We start from the raw sequence: 13576 nt of genomic DNA on the forward strand, positions 1-13576 counted from the left end.
GTCAGTCCTCCAGGCTGCGGGACAGGCTGGCCATGCTCGTGGTGAGCGCCGCGATGTAGGCGTGCATGCGCCAGCCGGTGGCGACCACGGTGGCCAGGCGGGCGGCCAGCACCGGCCGGGCGACCACCGCCGCGGGGGTGGCGGCCCAGACGGCGACCTGGGCGAACAGGTCGGCGATCAGGCCGCGGACGATGTCGCGGGTCAGCAGGATCAGGTCGCCGGCGGTGCGCATGAACAGGGCCAGCGCGTCGGCCATCGCGGCCAGCATGCTCAGGCCCTCGACGTTGTTGGACATCAGCGCCAGGTAGGCGGCCACGCCGGGCTGGTCGTGGCGCGGGAAGTCGCGGTTCAGGCAGGAGCGCAGGTCGACGGCGATCCGGCGCAGCTCGGCGGCGGTGCCCTCCCAGCCGGCCACCTCGACCGCCACCGCCTCGGGGTCGCCGGTCAGGTCGTCGAGCATCCGGCGCAGCGGCGCCACCCGGGCCATCGCGCCCGCCAGGCCGCCGGCGCGCAGGGCGGTGGCGATCGGGTCGGCGGGGACGGCGAACTCGGCGACCGGCGCGGCGTCGGCCAGTTGCGGCTCGAGCCACTGGCGTTTGGCGATCACCTCGATCAGGCCGTCCATGAAGTGGCTCTCGATCTCGGGCTCGTCCTCGAACTCCAGCAGCAGGTGCACCGGGTCGCGCTCCTCGGGGAGCCGGCCGACCAGGTCGACCAGGCGCAGGTCGCCACCGGCGACGCGAGGAAGGTTCCGGACGATCTCCTGAAGGGACTGCTCGACGTACGAGATGAGCTCCTGATACCGCACGTGGCGGTCGCGCAGGCCGGTGAGGATCCAGCCGCAGTCCCGCCCGAACGCCGCCTCGTCGTGACCGGCCTGCTCGCGGGCGAACCACACCGCCTCGAGCCGCGAGCGCACCGCGTCGAGGTGTGACGCGTGCACCAGGAACCCCTGCCCCATCACCGCACGGTAGCGCGTCGCCCGGCGGCCCGGCGTCCCGCCGAGAGCAGCGGAAACATCCCGCAACGACGCCGGGGGACAGCTCGGATCGACACCAGTTGTTACGCTGCGGCCGTGGCGGAGGGATTCAAGGTCGTCAGCGAGCAGCTGCGGGGGCACGCGGCCAGGATCGAGCAGCTGGGCGGCGAGTTCGGTGCGGTCAAGTCCGCGAGCGGCTTCATCACGGGCGATTCGGCGGCGTACGGGCTGCTCTGCGGTTGGATCTCGGACATCCTCGAGGGCCGGCACCGGGAACAGGACCGGCTGGTCGCGTACGCGGAAGAGAACTTGACCCTGCTCGCCGACGCGCTGCGCACGACCGCCGGGGAGTACGACCAGATCGACAAGAACATCGCCGACACCCTGCGCGCGGCGGGTGCGCTGTGAGCGACGGCTCGCTGATCGCGGACGAGGTCTCCACCCGGCGGCCGTGGACCGGATCGTCGATCGCCGACAACATCCAGGGCCTGCACGACGCGATCGAGGGCGGCAGCTGGGTCGACCAGGCGCTGGCCGGCGGAAACCTGGCCCTCGACGTGGCGTCCTCGGCGCTCGACCCGTTCAGCGCGCTGCTGTCGAACGGGCTCGGCTGGGCGATGGAGTACTTCGACCCGCTGCGCGAGATGCTCGACCAGCTCGCCGGCATGCCCGACCGGGTCCGGCAGCACGCGGCGACCTGGGGCAACATGGCCGACGCGCTCCAGGGCATCGCCACCGACCTGCAGGGCGCGGTGTCGCGCGACATCCCGGACTGGATCGGGACGACCGCCGACGCGTACATCGGGATGGCGGCCGGCAACATCGACGGGATCAGTGGCCTGGCATCCGCGGCGGCGGCGATGGCGGCGGCCACCGAGGCGGCCGGCAACCTGGTCGACTTCACCCGTCAGCTCGTACGCGACCTGATCGCCGACCTGGTGGCGCGGGTGATCGTCTGGGCCGCCGAGGCGATCTTCGTGGTCACCATCCCGGTGGTGGCCGAGCAGATCGTGGTCGCCGTCGTGAAGTGGGCGGGCCGCATCCTGACCTACACGACCGCCCTGGTCACCAGCCTGACCAACCTCACCAAGCTGCTGAACGGCTGACCGCGCGATGGCGAAACCACACCCGCACGGCACCAGCGGCTCCTCCCATCCCCATGAGGGCGAAGGTGAAGGCGGCTCGTCGCCGACGCATCACGGCGGCGGCACCTCGGTCCGGCCCGCCGGCAGCGTCAGCGACGTGCACGCGATGTCCTCGGAGGCGCTGGAAGCGTCGCGCCCCGGCGGCAACGGCTATCAACCGGCACTGCCCGCCGGGCGCACGCCCAAGGCGCTGACCCCGGGCCGCACGTCGAAGACACTCGCGCAGATCCGGGCCGCCCGCGGCGGGCCCTCCCGGGGCGCGATCGGCGAGGAGTACGCGCGCGAGCTGTACGGCGCCGGGCCCGAGCGGCACTACCCGGTGACCCCCAACAACGACCCCGACTTCCCGGTCACCACGCCCGGCGGCCGCAAGGTCGACGCGCCCGTGGACGAGCCGAACGGCAACACGACCGCGATCGAGGTCAAGCACTACAAGGACTGGAAGACGGTCACGCTGCCGGACGGCTCGAAGGAGAGCCAGCCCGCCACCGTCCCGCTCAACGGTCATCTCCGCGAGGAGATCGCCAAGGACGTGGCCAAGCGCAACGAGGACCCGACCTACGATCCGCGCTGGGTGTTCCTGCAGGCGGGCCCCGGTCCGGAGCTGCGTCAGAAGCTGACCGACGCCGGTATCATCTTCGTCGAGTACGGCTAGGAGAGGCTTCTCGTGACTGACCCCGACCTGATCGACGCCGCGCGGGAGACTCTGCGGAGCTGGAGCGAGGATCACCGCAACAACTACGACTCGGTGGTCGAGGTGATCGGCGCGCCGTTCGGTGACGCCGAGCGCGACCCGCTGACGGCGATCCCCTACCTCCAGCGGTACATCGACGAGATGCCGTTCGCCGAGTTCGAGAGCTCGGACTGGATCACCCTGCAGAACGACATCGTCTCGTTCCTGACCCGCGTCGAGAACGTTCTGCACAACGCGACCTGGCAGGTCCGGGCGGCGCCGAACGCGCCGCGCGGCTACCGGTACGTGCTGATCACCGCCGACGCGTCGGACACGCTGCACTTCGTCGACCCGTACGAGGTGGTGGCGCTCGAGTTCCAGCAGGAGGCGATCGACGTGGTCCGCATGATCGCCACCGTCGAGGCCACGTTGGAGTCTCCCGCCAACGTTTTCTGAGGTTTGTCGATCGGGGCGCGCCGCCATTCGTGTAGTGGGTGAGAGGAAGGTGGCGTGATGCCCGAACCGAGAGTTCTGTTGGATGGTCTGGGAATTCCCGAGTCGCCCCGATGGCACGACGGCCGGCTGTGGTTCTGCAACTGGATCGAGCAGCAGATCGTGGCCGTCGGCCTGGACGGCAGAACGGAGGCTTTCCCGGCGCCGGATCAGCGGCTGATGGGCTGGTCGATCGACTGGCTGCCCGACGGCACGCTGCTGGTCACCGGCGACAAGCTGTGGCGCCGGGCGCCGGACGGGTCGTTCGCCGTCCACGCCGAGCAGGGCGGGAACGAGATCGTCGTCGACGGGCGCGGCCACACGTACGTCAACGGCGCCGACTTCGACTTCGCCGGTGGTGAGGCCCCCAAGCCGGGCTACATCAAGCTCGTCACCCCGGACGGCCGGGTTCGCCAGGTCGCCGATGACATCCAGTTCCCCAACGGCATGGTCGTCACGCCCGACGACCGGACGCTGGTCATCGCCGAGTCGTTCGCGGGGCTCCTCACCGCCTTCGACATCGAGCCGGACGGCGGGCTGACCAACCGGCGGGTCTTCGCCGACGGCGTCGGCCCGGACGGCATCTGCCTCGACGCCGAGGGCGCGATCTGGGTCTCCACCGGCGGCTCGGCGGTCGTGCGGGTCGCCGAGGGCGGGGAGGTCCGGCAACGCGTCGAGCTCGACGAGAACCGGGCGCCGTTCGCGCTTGCCCTCGGCGGTCCGGACCGGCGGACCCTGTTCATCCTGACCGCCGAATGGCGCCCGGCCGACGGCATCACCGACAACCTCGGCCGGTTGACCGGCGGGCCCCGTACCGGAAAGGTCCTCGCGCTCCCGGTCGAGGTGCCGGGCGCGGTCAGGGCTGCAGCTTGATCACCCCGCAGGTCGACAGGGCGGGGACGCCGGCCAGGCGGTAGGCGAGCCAGTCGATCGCCGTGCCCTGGTCGGCGAGCAGCGGTCCGAAGTGGTTGATCAGCGGGTCGAGGGCGTCGGGCAGCAGGATCGGGGCGTAGACGACGTTCCCGCCCCGCTTGCACCAGTCCACGGCCATCGTGCGGGCCTGACCGTGCGGCACGAGGTTGTCGGCCACGCCGGTGGCGACCCGCACCACGCCGGTCGGCTTCCGGGCGCCGATGAGCTGGCCGTCGATGTAGGCGCGCAGGACGGGCTCGGCCGCGATGATGTCGCCGACCGACTCGCCGTTGGTCGTCCAGCCCGTGCTGCGCTTGCCGGCGTACCCGAAGAGAGCGTCACCGACGCACATCGTGGACAGGTCCTTCAGCGCGGCCCGGCCGGCGTCGTTGAGGTACTTGTCGACCAGCGGGCGCAGCTCGGGGTCGGACTGCACGAAACCGCTGACCGACCAGCCCAGGGCGCCGACCAGCTCGGTGCCGTCGATCGCCTTGGTGACGTCGGCCAGGTTCGCGGGTGGGGCGCCGGCATAGGTGGCTTTCAAGAGCACATCCGGCGCGTACGTCGATTGCAGTTCGGCGGCCGCGGCAACAGCCCCGCCGCCCTGGCTGTACCCGTACAGGCCGACCACCGACCGGGCGGTGATCGTGGCGCCGGGCAGGGCCTTGGCCGCGCGCGCGGCGTCGAGGACGGCGTGGGCCTCGTCGACCCGGTTCACGTAGGTGTGCAGCCGATCGGTGGCGCCCAGCCCGACGTAGTCGGTCTGCACGACGGCGATGCCCTTGGCCAGCAGGCGGTACATGGCCAGGATCTCGTACCCGATGGAGATCGTCGTCTGGCCCTGGTCGGCGCCGACGACGAGGCCGCGCTGCAGGGCCAGCGAGGTCGAGCACTGGTCGCCCTGGCCCATCGTGCCGGGCGCGAGCACGACCAGCGGGCGGGGGCCGGGGCCGGTCCAGCTCGCGGCCGGTTCCAGGTAGGAGCCGGTGACCGCCACCGGGCGGCCGTTCTCGTCGGTGGACTTGTACATGATGCGGGTCGCGCTGCCGGGCAGGCGGGAGTTGATGCCGGGCAGGGAGAGGGCGAGGGGGAGGGGCTCGGTGCGGACGAGAGCGCCGTCGGCGGCGGGGAGGGTCGCCGGCGGCGTGTAGAAGGCGGGGATCTCGACGCCGCGGTCCGCTCGGGCCGGGGCGGCGATGCCGACTCCGGCCAGCGTGACGGCGCACAAGATGGCGGGGATGCGGGCGCGTACCGACATGTCCGGCCTCCATCGTTAAGCCTGGGTTACCGGAAGGTAACTAGGAGAACCGAGACATTCCAGAGTGTGGAACTCTCACTCCTCGACAGCGCCGCGGCCCGATCGGCGGGCCGCGGACCCTGGTGAGGTTGTCAGGTGTAGCTGACGGCGGTGCGTCATCGGCGTCCTGCTGTCCACCGTGGGGATCGGTGGCGTCGCCGGCTCGGTCATCGCTTCACGGCTGCGGGCCATGGTCGGACTCGGTCCGGCAACCGCCAGCCTCGCCGTCGCCCTGTTCTCAGGGCCTGGCGGGGTTACTCGAGTACGTTCGCCGCCGGGCGGGCCGAGGTGTCGTACGCGTTCTTGGCGGCGACCACGGCCGCTTGGACGTGTACGGGGTCGACGCCGTGCACGTTCAGCGGCGGGTGCAGACGCCGGACAAGGTCGGCCTCGACGGTCGCCGGCTCCGCGTCCTCGGCCCAGGTCAAGCGCAGGTGCGCGTACATCCACGCGGTCAGCCGCGTCTCGTCCCCGGGGATCAGGACGACACGATCGGTCCAGGTCGTCCGGTAGCCCTCGGACACAAGAAGCCCGGCCAGCGTACGGCGGAGCGTTGAGCTGCCCGAACGCCTCAGATGGTTGCGCAGGATCCGGCCCCGCAGGCTCGTCGCCCGGCCGAGATACAGCAGCCGCAGCGACGGCGCGCTCCCGTTCGCCGGTCCGGGCAGGTCGGGAAGGACCGAAGGAGCAGCCCACCACGCGTAGACACCGCTGCCACGGCTGAGTTTCTTGACGGCCACGCCGAGTTCCACCGGCGGCCCGGACAGCAGCCGCAGGGCCTCCTCGACTCGCTCCTGGCCGGTGGGGAGGTCGTCCAGTGGCGTTTCAGGAGTAGTCATCGAGACCATGCTAGGCGTCCCGGGCCGGGCGGCCGCGGCTGCTGTTTCTCCCCGGTCATTTCTCCTCGGTTTTGACCGAGGTGGCGGTCACGCTGCCGTCCGTGCCGGTCGCGCCCTGGACGGTTACGGATTGGCCGGATCCGCCCGCGTCGCTCAGGCTGCCGCCGCCGGAACCGCTGCCCCCGTCTGTGCCCCGTCGGCCGCGACCGCGAGGACGGCGTTGAGCGCCACCGAGGGACGTCGCAGGTCGAAGCGCGCTGACATGGGCCACACTGTCGTGGCCGGCCCTGGCAGAACGTTCTGCGGCACCTGTGGAAGAGCTACGAACATCCGGTCGCCCGACCGCGACTACATTTGAGCGGTGCGGCTGAGCAAGCGGACTCTCGATCAGATCGACTCGCCGATCACCGCCGCGTACGACCTGCTGGAGCTGCGCGGCCCGGGCGCGCCGCCGCCGCTCGATCTCGCCCAGGCGTCCCCGCCCTACCCGCCGGCGCCCGAGGTCGCCGAGCACCTCGCGCGGGTCGTGCGCGACGCCGAGGGCGGCCGCTACACCGAGGTGCCGGGACTGCCCAAGCTGCGCGCGGCGTTCGCGGCCGAGCTGAGCCATGACTATGCGGGGGTCGTCGAACCGGGGCAAGTCGTGATCACGGCTGGTTGCAATCAGGCGTTCAGCCTGGTCGCGTCGGCGCTGGCCGACGCCGGCGACGAGATCGTGCTGCCCCTTCCGTACTACTTCAACCACGACATGTGGTTGCGGCTCAACGGCATCCGGCCGGTCCATCTCGAGCCCGGGCCCGGCCTCGTGCCCCGGGCCGCCGACGCCGAGCCGCTGATCACCACCCGGACCCGGGCGATCCTGCTGGTCACCCCGGGCAACCCGACCGGGGTCACGATCGACCCGGACGGCATCGCCGCGTTCGCGGAGCTGGCCGAACGGCACGGCATCGCCCTGATCCTCGACGAGACGTACCGGTCCTTCCGCGACACCACGGCGCCGGCGCATCGGCTGCTCGGCGAGCCGGGCTGGGACCGTACGGTGGTCAGCCTGCACTCGTTCTCCAAGGATCTGGCCATCCCGGGCTATCGGGTCGGCGCGGTGGTCGCCTCGGCGGCACTGAACCGCGAGATCTGCAAGCTTCTCGACTGCGTCGCGGTGTGCGCGCCGCGCATCGGCCAGGAAGCGGCATGGGCCGGGCTGACCTACGCGCGGCAGTGGCGTTCGGAGCGGTCGGCCGAGATCGCTCGCCACCGCGACCTGCTCGCCGCCGCCCTGGCCGAGCGGCCCGGCGGCTACGAACTGCTCGGCATCGGGGGCTACTTCGCCTGGCTGCGGCACCCGTTCCCGGACCGATCCACCGACGATGTGGTACGCGATCTGGTGCTCCGCCACGACACGCTGGTGATGCCGGGGACCGCGTTCCTGCCCGCCGACCGGTCGACGATCCGGGTGAGCGTGAGCAATCTCGGCCCGGCGATGATCGGCGGGTTCGCGCGCGCTCTCGCGACCTGACATCCGGAACGTCCAGCCGTCGACCGGCGAGCTTCCGGCCTTGACCGCAAAACCTCGCGAGGAGTTCAGCCGAACAGCAAGCCCCCGAGGTAGGTCAGCAGCATCGTGGCCACGCCGATCGAGACGGTACGGAGCAGGGTGCGGGGAACGCTCGTGCCGCCGAGGGTGGCGATCACCAGCGCGGTGAGCGACAGCGCCACGACCACCGCCATGATCGTCGCGGCGCTGCGCCATGCCGGCGGGGTCAGCAGGATCACCAGCAGGGGGACGCCGGCCGCGAGCGCAAACGCCAGCCCCGCGATCACCGCTTTCGTCCACGGGGTGGCCGGGCGGTCGCGGAGCACGATGCCGTACTCGGCCTCGGCGTGCGCGGCCAGCGCGTCGCTCGCGCTCAGCTCGGCGGCCACGGCGCGGGCGAGCTCCGGAGAGAGTCCCCTCGCCTGGTAGAGCTCGGCCAGCTCGATCTCTTCCTCGGCCGGCGTCAAGGCGATCCGGCGACGTTCGGCCTCGAGTGTCGCCTGCTGGACGTCGCGCTCGTCGGCCGTTTCGGCGTACCGCATTCCGCCCAGAGCGAGCCCGCCGCCGACCATCGCGGCCAGCGAGCCGACGAGCAGGATCGCGCTGCCCGCCCCGGCGCCGAGCAGACCCTCGACGATCCCGGCCGACGCGATGATCCCGTCGTTGGCGTCGATGACGTGTTCGCGGACCCTGCCGGGATCGACCCGGGCCCAAATCCCGGTCATTGTCACCACCCGGGGCCGCAGGGCGACAAGCTCGCATTCGGTGTGATCAGCGTAGGCGACCACGAACGCGGCCGGAAGCCCGTCAACCCGGGGTTCAGGCGCGCCGCACCGCGACCGTCACCCAGCGTGGCGTCGCGTAGATCTCGCCGGCCCAGCCGTCCGCGTTCCGGAACGCCAGGCTGGTCGTTTCCGCTCCGGCCCGGTCGGCGACGATCGTGAAGGCGCCCCGGGGCAGCTCGCGTCGATAGAACGCGAGCACCGCCTCCGGGTCCGGCGCGGTCAGCGTGAACGAGGCGCCCGACTCGTGGTCGGAGAGCGTCGTGACCTGGCTGTCCGGCGGGAGCCGGAAGGCGTACGGCAGATGGTTCACGCCCGCGGCCGCTTGGGCGGTGGCGTGCATCGTTCGCGCGCCACTCGCCGGGCTCGGAGCGATCGCGACCGGTTCGTTGCGTCGCGCCTCGAGGGTGGTGGCGCTGCCGCAGGCGCCCATGCCGGCGAAGGCCAGCAGAGTTGTCACCAGGGTGGCGATCCGCCTCGCGATCATGCGTCGACTTCCTCCCGGTGCCGTCCTGGGCGCACCCGAGATCAGATCAGGAAAGGCGCCGATCCCCATTCTCGATGATCGCGTCAAGGTTGGGGGGCGAATGTTAGAGTGCCGGGCATGATCATGCGTTCGACCGGTTGGTGGCCCGTCTCCTAGGCGGCCCTTGACCTGTTCGAACCCACCCGGCCGCCCGATGAGGCGGCCGTCTTCGTTGGGGAAGCTCGCAGCCTCGCCGGGCCTTCTCGTGCGAGGACTGCCATGGCATCGACCACTTCCCCCGCGGCCCACCGCGATGCGCCCGACTCGAGATCCGCGACGTCGTCCTGGGCGGTCGTTCTTTCCTGCCTGCTCAGCGGCGGAGACCTGACCAGCGCCCAGACCGCGTGGGCCATGAACCAGATCATCTCCGGGACGGCGACGCCGGCCCAGATGGCCGGCTTCCTGACCGCGCTGCGCGCCAAGGGGGAGACCCCCGCCGAACTCTCCGGCCTGGTCACGGCCCTGCGCGCCAACGCGACCGCCGTGCCGGTCGCCGGCGCGACGGTGGACATCGCCGGCACCGGCGGTGACGGCACCGGCGCCGTCAACGTCTCCACGATGGCCGCCGTCGTTGCGGCCGCAACCGGGGTGACGGTGGTCAAGCACGGCGGGCGGTCCGCGTCATCGTCGACCGCCGGCGCCGCCGACCTGGTCGAGCACCTCGGGATACCGCTGGACCTGACACCGGAACAGGCCGCCCGGATAGCGGCGGAGGCGGGCGTGACGTTCCTGTACGCACCAAGATTCAACACCGGCCTGCGCCACGCCTCGCCCGTTCGCCGCGAGCTGGGCGTGCCCACGGTCTTCAACCTGGTCGGCCCGCTGATCAACCCGTCCGATCCGCGGTGTCAGGTGGTGGGCGTCGCGGATGCGCGGATGGCGCCGGTCGTCGCCGGCGTGCTGGCCGCCCACGGACAATCCGCCCTGGTCGTGCGCGGGGATGACGGGTTGGACAAGCTGACCACCTCGGCCACGTCACGGATCTGGACGGTCCGCGGCGGAACCGTCACGGCGACCCGGCTCGATGCTCGAGACCTGGGCTTCGCCCGGGCGCCCGCCGGCGCGCTGCGGGGCGGCCGCGCGGCCGCCAACGCGGGCGCCCTCCGGTCCGTTGTCCGCGGTGAGCGCGGCCCGGTCCGAGATGTTGTGGTTCTCAACGCCGCCGCTGCCCTGGTCGCTTCCGGCGAGCGTGACACGCCTCCGCTCGATCGGTTCGCCGCCGCCGCGGCCCGGTGTGCCGATGCCATCGACACCGGAGCGGCCGAGGCGACGCTCACCCGATGGATCACCGCCAGCCGGCGCATAGCCGGCTCAACCCGCGACGACGCGCCGGCCGTGGAGGTCCATCCAGCGCAATAGGTCTTCGAAGACTTGTGCCCCGCCGTGCCGTTCGAGCGCGAGGTGCTGAGCGCGGGCACGGTGGAACCGGGCGGTCAATGCCTCCATCACGGCTTCGACCGAGACATCGCCGTAGGTGTCGCACATCAGATGCGCCTTGCGCGCCTGTTCGGCCACGGCGACGTCGGCCTCGGTCAGGTCCGCGAAACACCACACCGCATGCGCGACGTCGTCCACGCGCCGCCCTGGGCCCAGATCGGCGTCGAAGTCGATGAGAGCGACCGCCCGCTCGCCGAGGAAGACGGTGTTGTGCGGGCCGAGGTCCCCGTGGCAAACGGTCTCCTGATCGGCGCGCAGGGGGGACGTTGCCGCCGCGTCGTGAAAATCGCGGATCAGAATCGCCGCACTGCGGATTCGGGCGTCGGAAAGCCGGTAGGGGCCGGCGCCCGGTACCTCGCCGTCGACGAAGGTCAGAATCTGGCGTCCGCGCTCGTCGTAGCCGAGCGGACGGGGAGCGCCGCGGAAGCCGGCATCGGCGAGGTGCTGCAGGACCGCGTCCACGTAGGCGGACCGGTCATGAGCCGGCCGGCGCGTGGTGCCTCCCACCCGGACAAGTCCTTCGGTCAGCTTTCCGCCCTCGAGGCTGTGCTCGACGGACTCCTCCATGTGGCCACCTTGGCCCTGGGCCGGCCGCTGAGCAACAACCGCACATCCGGATGTCGAGCGCGACGACACCGTGGGTAAAGCCAACGGTGGGGGCCATTCCTCTCGGTGCGCCCGCTCAGCGCGCAACCATGCCGCTTATCGCCATCACCGCAGCGATTAACACGACGGGCCAAGGGCAGTCTGTTACTGCGAGTGCGCCGGGCACTCCCGCGATTGGGGTGAACATCGCCGTGATGACTGCGGCCTTCGGCCACTCATCACGCTGCGACGACGTGGCTGTCGACGGTTCCTGCCCGGCCGCCGCCTTCGGTCAGCCCAGAAGCATTATGCGAGAAGTACCCACTTCTGGTCCCTCGTTCGTGTACACGGCCCGAACGCCGAGGCATCCCGGCAGCGGAGGATCAACCCGTGGATCCAGTTCCTCCAATGCCGGCCGCTCACGTGCGAAGCAGCCGGCACCTCCGGGCTCCGGCGCGATCATCGTCGCCCCCGAGCCGGCCATGCTCGGCGCCACCTTCCAGGGGCGTCCGCCGTAGTGGGGAGTATTGCGGCTGCGGGCAAACGGCCGGACGCATGACTGTCCACACTCCAGAGTTCCGGACGCACAATGTCAGCGGTAATCCTTTCCCTCTTCACCGTCGGCTTCGTGGCGATGAGCCGGCACATCGTCAACTCCGGCGCCTTCTACTCCTACATCTCGCACGGCCTCGGCCGGGTGATCGGCGTCGGGGCCGCGTTCGTGGCCCTCCCGGCGTACTCGCTGATGCAGATCGGCCTGTTCGGGCTCTTCGGCTCCGCGGCGTCCGGCATCCTCGCCGCGTTCGGCGTCAAGGCCCCCATTTTCTCTCCGTCGTGCTGACCGCCACCGTGATCGGCTTCTGCTGGGCCACGATCGGCGCCGAAGAGTTCCGGCTGCAGCCGTGCCATCGCCGGGCGAGCCCGGCCCCCGCTTTTCCGTGGAGGGCCGGGCTCCTGCGCTCAAGGGAGCTTCGCGCCGCTGGTCACGTAGTGATGGATGGCCAGTAGAAGGGCGAATGCGCCCCCGCCCACAAGGACAGACGCGGGCGGATTGTTGCCTCCCGCCCACGCCGGAAGGGCTGCTGCCGCGCCCACGACCGCGCTGAAGAACGCCATCAAGGCGAGCCAAACAGCCCACATCTCATTTCTCCTCCGTCACGTCTCCGCGTACCTTTCCGGTTGTGCGGAGAGTTCCGGGCCCGGTTTCTCCTTCCCTAAATGATCCCAACGGGCGTCTCACCAGCACAATGCGTGTTCGCCGGTTGAATGTGCCAATGCTTCCAACGCCCGTTCCATGACTGTCTTCGACCGAAATCACGGACAGTGATATCTGGTCGGGTGGCTCTTCAAGGGAGCGAACAATTCACGGCGGCTCAGACGAACTTGTCTTCGGACGCCGGCGGCCATTGCGCTTCCGTAAAGGCCGGGAATACGACACCGGTGAGCTTCTCGGAAAGCTGCCACACGCGGCGGGCCTCTTCCTCGGAGCGCAGGCGGGAATAGAGCGTCTGCTCGGCCGGTGGGCCGGAGAGGTGGCCGAGGCCGCTCGGGCCGTAGAAGCGGCCGCCGGCGTCGGGGGCGGTGGCGGCCAGCAGGGCCGGGAGGGCGGCGGATTCGGGGGTGCCGAGCAGGATGCCGCGGCGGGACAGGGCGCGGATCACCCGTACGCCCATGGTGTCCTTTGCCCGGCCCAGCTCCGGCCGTGCGGCCAGCAGGTTCGTGGGTGCGACGCCGGGGTGGGCGATCGTGCTGGTGATGCCCCAGCCCGCGGCTCGGCTGCGGCGTTCCAGCTCGAGGCCGAACAGGCCGAAGGCGATCTTCGACTGGCTGTACGCGCGGCCGCCGCTGTAGGACTTCTCCCAGTTCGGGTCGGCCCAGTTGATGGCGTTCTGGTTGGCGGCGACGCTGATCTGCGACGTCACCCGGGCCCGGCCGGCGCGCAGCAGGGGGAGCAGCTCGGCGACCAGCGCGAAGTGGCCCAGGTGGTTGCTGCCGAACTGGAGCTCGAAACCGTCCGCGGTGGTCTGCCGGTCGGGCGGGGTCATCACGCCGGCGTTGTTGATCAGCAGGTGGATCGGGCGGTTCTCGGCGCGCAGGGTGGCGCCCAGGGCGGCGACCGAGGCCAGCGAGGACAGGTCGAGGTCGCGCAGGGAGAGCGCGGCCCGCGGGTGCTGGCGGCGGATCTTCTCGACGGCGGCCTCGCCCTTCGCGCGGTTGCGGACGGGCAGGACGACCTCGGCGCCGGCCTCGGCCAGGCGGGTTGCCAGGTGCAGGCCGACGCCGTCGCTGGCGCCCGTCACTACCGCGAGCGTTCCGGTCAGGCCGGGGAGGGTGATGTCCGGTCGGGTGCGTGCCATTCTCGCTGCTCCTAGTCGACG

Annotated in this window: 14 protein-coding genes and 1 pseudogene; 8 read left to right on the top strand and 7 right to left on the bottom strand. The window is 71.1% G+C overall.

What is annotated here, in order from left to right:
* Position 1: 1 nt before the first annotated feature.
* Positions 2 to 961: a hypothetical protein gene (locus ACZ6TB_RS10835; protein WP_465552988.1), complete on the bottom strand. Its 960-nt coding sequence runs from the start codon at positions 959 to 961 to the stop codon at positions 2 to 4.
* Positions 962 to 1075: 114 nt separating this feature from the next.
* Between ACZ6TB_RS10835 and ACZ6TB_RS10840 the strand changes: the two genes are divergently transcribed.
* The 5 genes from ACZ6TB_RS10840 to ACZ6TB_RS10860 are packed head-to-tail and all read left to right on the top strand — an operon-like array spanning position 1076 to position 4162.
* Positions 1076 to 1387: a type VII secretion target gene (locus ACZ6TB_RS10840; RefSeq protein WP_465552990.1), complete on the top strand. Its 312-nt coding sequence runs from the start codon at positions 1076 to 1078 to the stop codon at positions 1385 to 1387.
* Positions 1384 to 2085, top strand: a complete 702-nt coding sequence (locus tag ACZ6TB_RS10845; protein WP_465552992.1) for a WXG100 family type VII secretion target — start codon at positions 1384 to 1386, stop codon at positions 2083 to 2085. The genes ACZ6TB_RS10840 and ACZ6TB_RS10845 overlap by 4 nt, the downstream gene beginning before the upstream one ends.
* Positions 2086 to 2092: 7 nt before the next feature.
* The gene (locus ACZ6TB_RS10850; RefSeq protein ID WP_465552994.1) at positions 2093 to 2779 is read left to right on the top strand and encodes a hypothetical protein; all 687 of its coding nucleotides are present in this window, start codon (positions 2093 to 2095) and stop codon (positions 2777 to 2779) included.
* 12 nt (positions 2780 to 2791) lie between these two features.
* Positions 2792 to 3253, top strand: a complete 462-nt coding sequence (locus tag ACZ6TB_RS10855; protein WP_465552996.1) for a hypothetical protein — start codon at positions 2792 to 2794, stop codon at positions 3251 to 3253.
* A gap of 57 nt (positions 3254 to 3310) precedes the next feature.
* A complete protein-coding gene (locus ACZ6TB_RS10860) occupies positions 3311 to 4162 on the top strand; it encodes an SMP-30/gluconolactonase/LRE family protein (protein WP_465552998.1) in 852 nt (283 codons plus the stop codon).
* Here the strand turns inward: ACZ6TB_RS10860 and ACZ6TB_RS10865 are convergent.
* Together ACZ6TB_RS10865 and ACZ6TB_RS10870 are read right to left on the bottom strand one after the other, a co-directional pair.
* Entirely contained in the window at positions 4146 to 5459 is a 1314-nt protein-coding gene (locus tag ACZ6TB_RS10865) for a lipase family protein (protein WP_465553000.1), read from the bottom strand. The two genes, ACZ6TB_RS10860 and ACZ6TB_RS10865, sit on opposite strands and share 17 nt — an antisense overlap.
* A 293-nt stretch (positions 5460 to 5752) precedes the next feature.
* Positions 5753 to 6337, bottom strand: coding sequence for a GIY-YIG nuclease family protein (locus tag ACZ6TB_RS10870; RefSeq protein ID WP_465553001.1), 585 nt, complete (start codon positions 6335 to 6337; stop codon positions 5753 to 5755).
* Positions 6338 to 6698: 361 nt separating this feature from the next.
* Here ACZ6TB_RS10870 and ACZ6TB_RS10875 point away from each other — a divergent pair, with 361 nt between their 5' ends.
* Positions 6699 to 7850, top strand: coding sequence for an aminotransferase (locus ACZ6TB_RS10875; RefSeq protein ID WP_465553003.1), 1152 nt, complete (start codon positions 6699 to 6701; stop codon positions 7848 to 7850).
* Positions 7851 to 7915: 65 nt separating this feature from the next.
* Here ACZ6TB_RS10875 and ACZ6TB_RS10880 read toward each other — a convergent pair whose 3' ends face one another.
* Positions 7916 to 8593, bottom strand: coding sequence for a VIT1/CCC1 transporter family protein (locus ACZ6TB_RS10880; protein WP_465553005.1), 678 nt, complete (start codon positions 8591 to 8593; stop codon positions 7916 to 7918).
* Positions 8594 to 8687: 94 nt separating this feature from the next.
* Positions 8688 to 9137 carry a hypothetical protein gene (locus tag ACZ6TB_RS10885; protein WP_465553007.1) on the bottom strand — a complete coding sequence of 150 codons (450 nt, stop codon included), beginning with the start codon at positions 9135 to 9137 and terminating at the stop codon, positions 8688 to 8690.
* A 258-nt stretch (positions 9138 to 9395) separates the two neighbouring features.
* Between ACZ6TB_RS10885 and trpD the strand changes: the two genes are divergently transcribed.
* The gene (gene trpD / locus ACZ6TB_RS10890; protein ID WP_465553009.1) at positions 9396 to 10535 is read left to right on the top strand and encodes an anthranilate phosphoribosyltransferase; all 1140 of its coding nucleotides are present in this window, start codon (positions 9396 to 9398) and stop codon (positions 10533 to 10535) included.
* Here trpD and ACZ6TB_RS10895 read toward each other — a convergent pair.
* Positions 10488 to 11180: a phosphotransferase gene (locus tag ACZ6TB_RS10895; protein ID WP_465553011.1), complete on the bottom strand. Its 693-nt coding sequence runs from the start codon at positions 11178 to 11180 to the stop codon at positions 10488 to 10490. The genes trpD and ACZ6TB_RS10895 overlap by 48 nt on opposite strands.
* 613 nt (positions 11181 to 11793) lie before the next feature.
* Between ACZ6TB_RS10895 and ACZ6TB_RS10900 the strand changes: the two are divergent.
* A pseudogene (locus ACZ6TB_RS10900) lies at positions 11794 to 11994 on the top strand (APC family permease); the annotation flags it as partial.
* A 577-nt stretch (positions 11995 to 12571) separates the two neighbouring features.
* Here ACZ6TB_RS10900 and ACZ6TB_RS10905 read toward each other — a convergent pair.
* Complete coding sequence (locus ACZ6TB_RS10905; protein ID WP_465553013.1) at positions 12572 to 13555, bottom strand: SDR family oxidoreductase; 984 nt, start codon at positions 13553 to 13555, stop codon at positions 12572 to 12574.
* Positions 13556 to 13576 lie beyond the last annotated feature (21 nt).

This window comes from Actinoplanes sp. NPDC051537 (assembly GCF_055586105.1).